Annotated in this window: 11 protein-coding genes; 1 reads left to right on the forward strand and 10 read right to left on the reverse strand. The window is 36.6% G+C overall.

Annotation, left to right across the window (positions count from 1 at the left end; translation table 11 throughout):
• Positions 1-164: 164 nt before the first annotated feature.
• The 3 genes from bioA to ACO5GE_RS00565 form a co-directional block, all read right to left on the reverse strand.
• Complete coding sequence (gene bioA / locus ACO5GE_RS00555; RefSeq protein ID WP_484828972.1) at positions 165-1,514, reverse strand: adenosylmethionine--8-amino-7-oxononanoate transaminase; 1,350 nt, start codon at positions 1,512-1,514, stop codon at positions 165-167.
• Positions 1,511-2,188, reverse strand: a complete 678-nt coding sequence (gene bioD, locus ACO5GE_RS00560; protein ID WP_484828973.1) for a dethiobiotin synthase — start codon at positions 2,186-2,188, stop codon at positions 1,511-1,513. Before bioD ends, bioA begins: the two co-directional genes overlap by 4 nt.
• 77 nt (positions 2,189-2,265) lie before the next feature.
• Positions 2,266-2,829 carry a biotin transporter BioY gene (locus ACO5GE_RS00565; RefSeq protein WP_484828974.1) on the reverse strand — a complete coding sequence of 188 codons (564 nt, stop codon included), beginning with the start codon at positions 2,827-2,829 and terminating at the stop codon, positions 2,266-2,268.
• A gap of 411 nt (positions 2,830-3,240) precedes the next feature.
• On the opposite strand from ACO5GE_RS00565, the gene ACO5GE_RS00570 reads away from it, so the two are divergent.
• On the forward strand, positions 3,241-3,945 hold the full coding sequence (locus ACO5GE_RS00570; RefSeq protein ID WP_484828975.1) for a hypothetical protein: 705 nt from the start codon (positions 3,241-3,243) through the stop codon (positions 3,943-3,945).
• A gap of 467 nt (positions 3,946-4,412) precedes the next feature.
• On the opposite strand, the gene sdaAA is transcribed toward ACO5GE_RS00570, so the two are convergent.
• The 7 genes from sdaAA to ispD form a co-directional block, all read right to left on the reverse strand.
• Complete coding sequence (sdaAA, locus tag ACO5GE_RS00575; protein ID WP_484828976.1) at positions 4,413-5,285, reverse strand: L-serine ammonia-lyase, iron-sulfur-dependent, subunit alpha; 873 nt, start codon at positions 5,283-5,285, stop codon at positions 4,413-4,415.
• A 3-nt stretch (positions 5,286-5,288) separates the two neighbouring features.
• A complete protein-coding gene (gene sdaAB, locus ACO5GE_RS00580) occupies positions 5,289-5,957 on the reverse strand; it encodes an L-serine ammonia-lyase, iron-sulfur-dependent subunit beta (protein WP_484828977.1) in 669 nt (222 codons plus the stop codon).
• A 372-nt stretch (positions 5,958-6,329) separates the two neighbouring features.
• Complete coding sequence (locus ACO5GE_RS00585) at positions 6,330-6,953, reverse strand: cyclodeaminase/cyclohydrolase family protein (RefSeq protein WP_484828978.1); 624 nt, start codon at positions 6,951-6,953, stop codon at positions 6,330-6,332.
• A 363-nt stretch (positions 6,954-7,316) separates the two neighbouring features.
• Positions 7,317-8,996 carry a formate--tetrahydrofolate ligase gene (locus tag ACO5GE_RS00590; RefSeq protein WP_484829038.1) on the reverse strand — a complete coding sequence of 560 codons (1,680 nt, stop codon included), beginning with the start codon at positions 8,994-8,996 and terminating at the stop codon, positions 7,317-7,319.
• 390 nt (positions 8,997-9,386) lie between these two features.
• On the reverse strand, positions 9,387-10,877 hold the full coding sequence (gene gltX, locus ACO5GE_RS00595; RefSeq protein WP_484829039.1) for a glutamate--tRNA ligase: 1,491 nt from the start codon (positions 10,875-10,877) through the stop codon (positions 9,387-9,389).
• Between the two features lie 124 nt (positions 10,878-11,001).
• On the reverse strand, positions 11,002-11,475 hold the full coding sequence (ispF, locus tag ACO5GE_RS00600; protein WP_484828979.1) for a 2-C-methyl-D-erythritol 2,4-cyclodiphosphate synthase: 474 nt from the start codon (positions 11,473-11,475) through the stop codon (positions 11,002-11,004).
• Positions 11,472-12,164 (reverse strand): 2-C-methyl-D-erythritol 4-phosphate cytidylyltransferase, encoded by a 693-nt coding sequence (gene ispD / locus ACO5GE_RS00605; RefSeq protein WP_484828980.1) that lies wholly within the window; start codon positions 12,162-12,164, stop codon positions 11,472-11,474. The genes ispF and ispD overlap by 4 nt, the downstream gene beginning before the upstream one ends.
• Between the last annotated feature and the right edge of the window lie 355 nt (positions 12,165-12,519).

Below are 12,519 nucleotides of genomic sequence, written 5' to 3' on the forward strand. Positions count from 1 at the left end.
GGTCGTTTTTGTATCAGTATTTAAAACTATTGTCAACTATTCATCTTAACTGATATCTCACTTATTATGAAAATCAATAAACTGACAGTCTATCATAATCCCTAACCGGTGAAGAACGCTATACTTAAAGATAGTCTCTACTCATTTTTCGGTACTAATTCTATTTAGCCCAATATTTTATTCATTGCAAGTTCCGTTCGTGCAATCGCTACATCAATTTCTTCTTTGGTAATGGTAAGTGGAGGATTGAAATAGAGTACATTTCCAAGTGGACGAAGAATCAATCCTTCTTTTAGAGCTTCTTTATAAATTTGATACCCTACTCTCTCTTTGGAATCGAATCCTTCTTTGGTTTCTTTGTCTATCACAAGCTCCATTGCATTGATGAGTCCTAAAGTTCGTATCTCTCCCACATTTCTATGATTTTCAAAATGTTTGTGCATTTGTTCTTTCAAGTATTTTGCCGTTTCATTTGCTCTCTCTAAAATATAATCTTCTTCCAACACATCAAGCACCGCATGCGCTGCACTACATCCAAGCGGATTTCCACTATAAGTATGACTGTGCATAAAAGCTTTTCCTTCATTGTAGTCGGAGTAGAACGCCTGATAGATTTTTTCTGTTGTAATAGTAATTGCCATCGGCATATATCCACCTGTCAACCCTTTGGAAATACACATGATATCAGGACTGATTCCGGCATGGTCACAAGCAAACATCTTTCCTGTTCTCCCAAATCCCGTTGCTATTTCATCGGCAATCAACAAAACCCCGTATTCATCACATAATGCTCTAAGTTTTTTCAAATACTCAGGTGGATACATTCTCATTCCGGCACTTCCTTGTAACAACGGTTCTACAATCATCGCACAAGTTTCTTTTCCATATTTCTCAAATTCCTGTTCCGCCTTTTCAAAGCAATCTACATGACAATGATCTCTGCACTTTCCATAAGGACAACGATAACAATCGGGTGCATCGATTCGAATCGCATCCATCAGCATCGGTTGATAGATTTTTGCATACAAATCCAATGTTCCAACCGAAAGTGCTCCAATTGTTTCACCATGATATCCGTCAGATAAACACATAAACTTTGTTCTGTGATGTCCTTCTTGATAATGATATTGAAATGCCATTTTCAGAGAACATTCCACTGCTGCTGAACCGTTATCTGAAAAATTGAATTTAGTCAGTCCCTCAGGAATGATTTTGGATAACCTCTGACACAATCTAATTGCCGGTTGATGAGAAAAATTTGCAAAAATAACATGTTCCAATTGGTCCAACTGCGCCTTGATTCCTTCTGTAATCTTTGGATTACAATGTCCCAGAAGATTGCACCACCAAGAACTCACCACATCTAAGTACTCTTTCCCATCCATATCGTACAGATGAATGCCATCTCCTTTTTCGATAATAATCGGTGGTAATTCTTCATAGTCTTTCATCTGTGAACATGGATGCCAAATATATTTCACATCTTCTTTTTGCCAATCTGCCATTGATTTCATTGCTCATTCCCCCATAATGTTGCAATTTGTTTCTTGCTGATTTCCAAATCTGTCATTCCCTGCTTCAATGTAGCAAGTACCGGAATATTTGTCATTTCTTCAATCATCGTAATATTATCTTGTTCCATTGCACTTCCTGTATAGAAGTTTAGGATAATCCCTTTTATCTCTATGTTTCTTGCTCTCATATACTCTACGGTAAGCACGGTAGCATTGATGGTTCCAAGTCCTGCGTTCGCTACAATAACAGACGGTAAGTCTAATATTTTGATGATGTCTTTCAAAAATATCTTCTCTTTTTTATCATATCGTATCGGACAGATAATTCCACCGCTTCCCTCTACCATAACATAAGGATACCTGTTACAAACAGTCTCATATCCTTTTTTCACAACTTCCATTTCCACAGGATGATTTTCCCACTTTGAAGCCAAATGTGGTGATACTGCATCATGATAAAGATAGGACAACAGTGTACTCTCCTCTTGATTGATACGCGCAACTCTGTTGACATATCCCGCATCACTCTCTGCAATACTGTTTGCTCCGCTCAACGCCGCTTTGTAATAGCCTACATCGTAACCATACTCTCGCATTTTTTTTGCAAGCAATGCCGTTACATAAGTCTTACCAACATCTGTTCCGGTTCCTGTCACAAAAATACCTTTGCTCATACGAACATCCCCCTTTTTTGTGTGATTGAGGTTCTATACAGAACACCATCATAACAAACAACCAAATAGATTGTTTTTTATCGATATTGATGAAGAACAGGTAACAACCGTTTCATCAAAATTGCCGCAACAACGCATAAGAACAAATCTCCGGGTACTATCAACAGAAAACAGTACAAAATCAAATTCCAAAGAGTCATTCCTACCTCTAAGTAATAGTTCATAATAACATAGCAGTATATCATTCCAAATCCGTATACTGCAATCAATCCCACGATATTTGCCCATAACAATCTTTTGAAAGAAGGATTTTTAACTTCATGTGCAATTTTTCCCGTCAAATAAGCACCTACTGCAAAACCGATGATATAACCGAAACTCGGTTTGAAGATATACATCAACCCTCCGCCTTCAGTAAATACCGGAACTCCTATCAAACCTAGGACTATGTAAAGAAGTACACTCATTGTCCCTAATTTCTTTCCCAGCAAAAGCCCTGCCAACATAGTAAATAACAACTGTAATGTAAACGGTACATAAGGTATGGGAATACGAATAAACGCTCCTACAATAATCAATGCCGTAAACATTGCACAAAGAGTCATATCTCTCACTGCAGTTTGTCTGTTTAATTGTTCCATGATTTTCTCCTCTTTCCTTTCAATTTATGGTACTAAAGTGAAGTTACTTCCTTATATTATGAAATAAAATCATCTTATTTGATATTACCCTAATAGTAATAGCACAATTTTTTCTTATTGTCAATTTTATGTTTTTAATTATTTACAATAATGAAATTGTGTTAAAAGTGTGCCAAAACAGTAACAATGTAATAGCAAAAACTTTACAGTCTTGTCACTTATATTGAAATCTAAAAACTGATGTGTTAACGTTTAAGTAAAGATGAAACTTGCTTTTTTCCTGTTGAAAAATATCGGTACTATTGTACTACTTTCCTTTTTCCAAGTAACATTTCACAGGAAATCAGAAGGGAACATCAGATTACACATTATCTTAAAATCTTAAATAAAATCAAAGAAAGGATGTTTGTTATGAAAAGGAAATTAGCAGCATTGTTAGGAATTGGATTACTGTCAATCTCTTTGGTTGCCTGCAACTCTCAAAGCACCGAAGATAACAATACAACCGATCCAAATGCCACAGAACAAAATGCTACCGATGGAGCAGCTAACACAGATGATGAAATTGCCGGACAATCCTTATTGCAGTTAGGCAAAGTGATTTCTGTTGACAAAGAATCCGGTCAAATTCTAATCGAAGATAAGAATTTGCCGGCAGGAGAAGGGGACTCTAACCTTAACAAAATGGCTTTGAACACTTCTGCTGACTCAACAGCATTTATCAATGCTGAAACAGGTGCGAAAGTCTCTATAGATGATTTAAAAGAAGGTGACGAAATCTACGCATGGGTATCCATCGCATTTACAACCAGCGAACCTCCTCAAACTTTCGCTTATGTAATTGCTACCAATATCGGAGCAATGACTCCACCTAAATACATTGGTGTTACCTCTGTTGAAAAAACAGATGCCGGTCTATTCTTAACAGATAGCATGGATGAAAAATGGGATTTAACAAATATTGATGCAACAAATATTACAGCTTATGCAGACGGATCACAAGTTGACCCTACTACAATCAAAGCAAACTCCACATGCTTGGTATGGCCGGATAATGTTCCTGTAACAGCTAATACTGACGCAATAAAAGCAACACGTTTAATCGTATTACAATAACCTTTAAAACCGGTTTCCGATAGAAACCCTAATATCATAAAAGAAAAAACTGTCCTTCTTACCCGGACAGTTTTTTCTTTTCAAAGTTATCCTCATTTCCTACCCTCATCATAATCGGGTTCTACTGTATAGTACTGCAAAACTCAAAATAACACTCTCTCAACCACTATTTTACTCTATCCATTCATCATGAAAAAGAGCATGGAAAGAATAAAGACCCTACCTTATCAAAGTGACAATTCTTATCGTTCTTTCAATCTGAGTTTTGTATCATAAAATGAAACGGAATACTCATGATAGGAATTTTGACAGTTTAACCTATCAGCTGAGCAATTTGATTTTTTAATAAAAAAAGATATTTCACAGAACTTTCTCTGCAAAATATCTTTCTTTATAAACGGAATAATTATCAAAAATCCAATTTGATATTCATACTATCCGTCTTATTCTTTCTTTTTGCCAAACTGTTATTTTCCTAAAAACTTTTTACGGATGCGTACACCTGTCTTAGTTCCTGCAAGTCCACCGAGTCCGGTTTCTCTCAAGGATTCATCCAAAGAGTTCCCTACTTCTCCCATTGCTTGCACAACTTCTTCAAACGGTACAAAAGAAGTAACGCCTGCCAATGCAATATCTGCTGCGATCATTGCATTCATCACACCGGATGCATTTCTAAACGTACAAGGATACTGTACTAAACCCGCAATCGGATCACACACCAAACCGAGCACATTGATAATCGTAATACTCGCAGCATTCAACACTTGAGTTGGTGTTCCTCCAAGCATCTCCACCAATGCCGCGGCAGCCATTGCAGATGCAGAACCACATTCTGCTTGACATCCACCTTCCGCTCCTGAAAAAGTAGCATATTTCCCGACAATTTGTCCAATTCCAATAGAAGTCAAAAAACCATTTTGGATTGTTCTTTCATCAAGCTGATATCGTTGTTTTGCCGATACCATCAAAGCCGGCAAAATTCCGGAGGATCCTGCAGTAGGCGCTGCAATAATCTTACCCATCGTACTATTCACTTCACCTGTTGAAAACGCCATTGCCATCGCATCCATCAAAAAACTTCCCACAATAGGATCTTTTGTCTTTGCATAGGTATGACATTTCTCAGCAAATCCGTCTATCATTCGAAACTCTGTCCTATCTGCTTTTTCCAAATTTTCGGTTGCGGATTGATTCATTACTTCAAACGCTTTATTCAAGTGTAATCGAATCTCTTCTTCCGTTTTTTTGGAAGTTTGAATCTCCTCTTCCAACACTAAGTCGTAGATATGACATTTTCTCTTTTTGCAAACTTCTATAATTTCTTTCGCTGTATTTAACAATGCCTACACCTCCACATACTTCTGTGTTAAAAATCGATTCGTCTTACCAATCTGTTCTTTTACCATATCTGTAATTTTAGAATCTACCTCAACTGTCAAAGTAACAACATTGGTCAAGGTGTTCTTATGTGTCATAATGGTCTCGATATTGTAGTTATTTTCCAAAAGAATAGTCGATACCGACGCAATCACACCTTTTTGTTCATTATACTGTAACAAAATGGTAGGATACCCTCCACGATACTCCACCTTGATTCCGTTGATATTGACTATAACCATTGCTCCCCCACCAACAGAAGATCCAATCACATACTCATCTTCACGATCCTCGAAATGAAACAAAATTTTTACAGTATTGGGATGATACTCTTCTCCCAAATCAATCTTATGAAACTGATACTTCATATTCTTTTTTTCTGCATCCTCAAACGCAGTTCGAATTCGACTGTCGTCAGTTTCGTATCCCAACATTCCACCAATGAGAGCACAATCCGTCCCATGTCCCTTATAAGTATATGCAAAAGAACCATGTAAAAAAAATTCTACCGATACGAAGTCTGAACCGCATATCTTTCTTGCAATATTTGCAATTCGACAAGCCCCAGCTGTATGAGAACTTGAAGGTCCTATCATAATAGGTCCCAATATATCAAACGCAGTATATTCTGCCATATCAATTCCCTCTCTATTTCTCAATTTGATTGTTATGTCAAAAGAAACAACAGTACATCTAACATAAAAGGCTCTACTTGAACCTCATAGTATTCTTTCCCTCCTCTCTTACTCAAAGTTCCAAGAAACAGTCTTGTTATCGAAAGAATATTATTCTTTCGATTGATTATTTGCATCTCATTGAGCAAAAGTTTGAAGTATTTGTCATTTTACTGTATCGTAAAACATCTGTCAAACTTCTTTGACCATTCTGTTGTTCTTCCTATCTTCTATCATATCAAAAATTGACTTATCATGAAACTGATATGTTATATTTTTTACTGAAACATTCAAATTACAACCTTAAAGGTATTATGGAGATTCTACTTAAATTTATAAAAATGACACTTTTGCTCTAATTTCTTGTTCTCTGCAATCAGCTTGTTCCTCCAATTTCACCATCTCTTTACGCATAGATTCTACAAAATCAATGTCTTTGATTTGAGATAAATTGATTTTAACATTATAAAACGCAGAATAGAGTGCTGTTCTTGCTTGCAAAACTGCAATCAAACCGTCTGTAACAGCATTTTGATTTCCTTTCTCAATCACAATCTCTGCCAAATCGAACAATTTATACACTGTTTTCCCAACTTCAAACGGTACAACCGTCGCATGTTGATATCCTTCTTGAATTTTTTGACTTCTGTATTGTTTTTGTTCTTCTGTTTCTTTTGGAAGACAAAACGCCTTCATCGCCTCATCAAAAGAACTTGCATCTCTATGCATCAAGTCCAAAAATTCGGTTCGATACTCTGCTGTTTTATCAATCACTTTCTTCATTTCTTCCTGCACTTCTTCATATCCGGATTTTCCAACTGTCAAATTTGCTACCATACTAATTAAGGCAGCAGCGCTTGCAGCTTCAAAAGCTGCAACGCTACCACCTCCCGGTGTTGGAGAAGAAGATGCTGTCTGTTCTACAAACTCTTTCATCGTTTTGTCAAATAACATCATAACTATCTCTCTTTTCTCTCTGTTATCCTATATTGTATCTTATTATTTGTTTCTAATCGGTTATCACCAACAATACCATTCCTATTACAATGACTCAAAACTATGTTCCTATTCCTTAAACAAAGAAAACTTCGACAAAACCGTTTCTTCACTTTTTCATCGGTATCACTTCCATTTACTGTATGCTAATATGCTTTATCTTAGTAAATTTTATTGGTAATTTTTTTCTGTAAGGTGGTTATGGAATGGAACAATTGATTCTATCATCAGTTTTTATCAAACAGTAACATTTCGCATTTCTTGTTTCTTTCTTCGATTTCTTGTTTCATCACTAGAAAGAACCTAGTATCATCTATCTACTATCTAAAATAATCCTGTGATGACACCACGTTTGTCAATATCAATTTTATTTGCTGCAGGCTCTTTCGGCAATCCCGGCATAACCATAATATTGCTTGTTTGACAAACAATAAATCCGGCTCCAGCACAGACTCTTACATCCTTTATGGTAATATTAAAATCGCTTGGCGCTCCCATTACGCTTGGATCATCTGTAAAAGAGTATTGCGTTTTGGCCATACAGATTGGCAAATGAGATAATCCCAGTTCATTGATTTTTGCAATTTGTTTTTGTGCTTTCGGCTCAATAACAGCGCCTGTTCCACCATAGATTTCTCTTACAATCGTATTGATTTTGTTCTCAATACTATCTTCTACTTCGTAAATTGGATGATATGCACTTTCTTCCTGTTCTAATAGCTGTACCAGCGCATTTGCCATTTCAATTCCGCCTTCTCCACCTTTTTCCCAGCACTCATTCAATGTGCAAACCACACCCATCTCTTGACATAATCCCAACAGAGCTTTAATTTCTGTATCTGTATCTGAAATAAATTTGTTGATAGCTACCATTACCGGCACTCCAAATTTCTTGATGTTTTCAATTTGTCTTTTTAAGTTTACAAAACCTAATTTTACTGCTTCAACATTTTCATCAGACAGATTGTTCTTTGCTACTCCCCCATGCATTTTAAGAGCACGAACGGTTGCAACAATTACAACTGCATTCGGATGTAATCCTCCGACACGACATTTGATATCTAAGAACTTTTCTGCTCCCAAATCTGCGCCGAATCCTGCCTCTGTCACTACGATATCTCCCAGTTTTAAAGCTAATTTTGTTGCAATCAAAGAGTTACAACCATGTGCAATGTTTGCAAAAGGTCCACCGTGAACCAATACAGGTGTATTTTCCAAAGTTTGTACCAAATTCGGTTTAATTGCATCTTTCAACAGAACCGTCATCGCACCGTTGACTTGTAAATCTCTTGCTGTGACAGCTTCGCCACGCAAATTGTATGCAACAATAATATTTCCCAGACGTTCTTTCAAATCTTCCAAGTCTTTTGCCAAGCAAAGAATTGCCATTACTTCAGATGCAACGGTAATCATGAAAGAATCTTCTCTTGGAAAACCGCAAACCTTTCCTCCCAATGCAACAACTGTATTTCGAAGTGCACGATCGTTCATATCCAATACTCTCTTCCACACGATTTCTCTTGCATCAATTTGAAGAGCATTCCCATGATGAATGTGGTTGTCGATTGCCGCAGAAAGCAAATTATTTGCCGCAGTAATGGCATGCATATCTCCAGTAAAATGCAAGTTGATATCTTCCATCGGTACTACTTGAGCATATCCACCGCCGGCAGCTCCTCCTTTGATTCCAAATACAGGTCCCAAAGAAGGTTCTCTCAATGCAATGTAAGCATTTTTACCAATTTTATTCAATGCCTGTCCCAAACCAATGGACGTTGTGGATTTTCCTTCTCCTGCAGGAGTCGGACTGATTGCAGTAACCAACACCAACTTACCGTCCTGTTTTGTTTCACATCTCTCAATCGCATCAAAAGAGATTTTTGATTTATATCTTCCATAATATTCCAATTCATTTTCTAAAATTCCATATTTCTCTGCAATTTCAGAAATAGGGAGCATATTTGCCTCTTGAGCAATTTCAATATCTGTTTTTACTTTCAACATGGTAATCTCCTTCCCATTTACAACGAAAACAACTTCTTTCACTCGATTTTTGTAGGCTGATAAGTTTTTTGAAACAAAATCCATCGGCTCCTTCTTTCACGTGATTGATAAGCCAATATCAAATTTTTATTGTTTATATATTAAAAAACATTCGACCTATTTAATACCTTATTTGTATTTTACTATTCTTTGTTCATATTGTAAATGAAAATTCGATTGTGAAAGCAGAATTTTATTTTAAAACCGGACTTTGAGAAGGTTCTGAAATAAAAAAAATCTACAGTTACTGTCCTAAACTCATCATACTGTTTGTATGAAGGGCAGTAACTATAGAATTTAATTGATTCATTATAAGAAATCTCTCAACCTATGATTGATTCAAAAAATTATTTACTGTTCTGTTGAAATATACTCTTTTGCTTGATTCAAACGCACCATCAATTTATCTTTTCCAAGTAATGTCAATACTTTCGGAATTTCAGGTCCATGGTTTTGACCTGTCAAGATGACACGTGTTCCCATAAACAACTCTTTTCCTTTGATTCCTTCTTCTTTTTTGATTTCTTTGAACATATCGGATACAAAATCCGGTGTGATTTCTTCCTGTTGTCCGATTTTTTGTTCCAACACTTCCAACAATTTCGGTATATGAGGTAAGTTCATAAACTCTAATGCCTCGCCTTCCCAAACTTCAACTTCTTTAGAAATGAACAACTTGATTCTTTCAGGGAATTGGGACAAATAGTCCATAGACTCTCTTACCGTTTCCATTGCAAGTGCCAACCAGTCTTTTTTAGAGTTCGCCTCTTCTTCTGTCATTAAACCTTGTTCCACTAAGAAAGGAATGGAAAGGTCTACCAATTCATTGATGTCTCTTTCACGAATGTATTGATTGTTAAACCAGTTCAATTTCGCAACATCGAAAACTCCACCACTTTTTGAAACTCTCTCCAAACTGAAATACTGTTCCAATTCATCCATAGAGAATACTTCCTGATTATCTTCAGGAGACCAGCCCAACAGTGCAATGTAGTTAATTAGAGCCTCAGGAAGATATCCTTTTTTTCTAAAGTCTTCTACTGCAACATCGCCTTGTCTTTTGGATAGTTTTTTATGATCGTGATTCAATATATTAGGAAGATGAACATAAGTCGGTTGTTCCCATTCGAACGCTTCATATAAATATACGTGCTTTGGTGTAGACGGTAACCATTCTTCTCCACGAATAATATGTGTAATTCCCATCAAATAATCATCTACTACTACTGCAAAGTGATAAGTAGGAAATCCGTCTGACTTCATCAATACTTGATCATCCATATCGTTTGTGTTGATTACGACATCTCCACGCACAATATCTTTGAAATGGATATCTTTGTTTGGCGGCAATTTCAAACGAATCACATAAGGTTCACCGGCATCAATTTTTGCCTGAACTTCTTCTTTTGTCAAGCCTTTACAATGTCCGTCATATCTTGGAACTTTATTTTCTGCTCGTTGAATTTCTCTTACTTTGTCTAAACGATCTTTGGAACAGAAACAATAGTACGCATGTCCGCTTTCCAATAATTGATCGATATATTTTTTATAGATGTCAAGACGTTCAGATTGAACATAAGGTCCGCAGTCTCCTGCTTGTGTTACCTTTCCGTCTTCTGAAAGAACAACTCCTTCTTCATTGACAACACCTGCCCACTTCATTGCTTTGAGCATTCCTTCTACAGCACCTTCCACCAATCTGCTTTGATCCGTATCCTCTACTCTCAAAACATAGGTACCACCTGTTTTTTTTGCGTATAAATAATTATACAATGCTGTTCTCAAACTTCCTATATGCACAAATCCTGTAGGAGATGGTGCAAATCGTACTCGTGTCATAATATCCCCCTTGTTTTTATGTTTTACAAAATATCTATTATAAAAATCTATATCATTCACTTTACTTCTCTTGATTCGTGTCTAATGGGTTCTTTCAACTTAGCTGTTAAATCAATTAGGTAGTATATCATACTTCTTCCAAAAGAACAACTGACTGAGAAGTGATTCCTTCCTCTCGGCCTTCAGGCCCCAGTTTTTCCGTTGTAGTCGCCTTAATATTCACTTTCTCCTTCTGCGTATGTAAAACAGAGGCAATTTTTGTGTTCATTTCATCAATAAACGGTGCCATCTTCGGTCTTTGCGCAATGATAACTGCATCTACATTTCCGATTCGATATCCTTTTTTTTCCATATATTCATATACCTTTGCCAACAACATCATACTGTCTGCATCCTTAAATTCCTCAGAAGAATCCGGAAAATGTCGTCCGATATCTCCCTCTCCCAATGCACCCAAAATCGCATCCATAATCGCATGCACCAATACATCCGCATCGGAATGTCCAAGTAACCCTTTCTCATGAGGAATCTCAACTCCTCCGACAATCAATTTTCTTCCCTCAACAAGCTGATGGACATCATATCCTATTCCTATTCTCAAATCAATCCCTCCTGTTCCAGTATCAACTCTCCCAACAAAAAATCAATCGGTGTTGTAATTTTAATATTATTTGAACTTCCTTCTGTTATTTTGATTGGATATCCTTGTCTTTCTACAAGAGAAGCATCATCTGTGGGAACCCAATCACCAAACATTGTAAAATCCATTGCATAAACTTCTCTTAAAATCTCTCCTCGAAACCCCTGAGGAGTCTGTACGGCATAAAGACGATCCCGTTTCGGTGTGTTTACAACAACCTCACCATCAACCTCTTTGATAGTATCCTTTACTTTCATAGCCAAAATGCACGCTCCATCTCGTTTTGCACAAGAAATAACGGACTTGATTTCCTCTTTGGTAACAAAAGGTCTTGCTCCGTCATGTACCAAAATCACATCGGCATCTGCTCGTACTTGTTCCAATCCGTTGCGAACGGAAAAATAGCGTTCCCTTCCTCCAAACGCAATCTTAACTTTCTCTTTGCCTGAAAAATCCAATGATTGAAAGAGTGCAACGTCTTCCTTAGAAAGCACTACTACCATTTCATCAATTTCTTCTACTTCCAAAAAAGTTTCTATCGTGTGTTGCAAAACAGCCTTTCCTTTCAGTTTCATAAACTGTTTATTGACAGAAGACTTCATACGACTTCCTTTTCCTGCCGCAACAACAATGACACTGACCATTATCATCCTTCTCTCTTCTCTGACTACTATTCAGTTGATTCTTAGATTATTTCTCTTGTCTTATTATACGACATTTGCTCCTGATTCTCTAGTTTATTTCACTTTTCTAAGAACATTTTGTCACAATAGAATAAACTGTTTTTGAATCTTACAAAATGATAACACACCCACTCTAAGTCTATGATAGGTATCGTTGCATCCAATCCAAAACGCAGTTACACACTGTATCAAAAGATAAACCTTATTTTATAATCACATAATATGTTATTTCAACACTTTTCTTAGAATGTTTTGTTAGGACAAAATTTTGATTCTTTGCTATCAAAAGAGCTATCTTATAATACTATTTCCTATCTCTTTA

Source organism: Filifactor sp., from assembly GCF_057248345.1.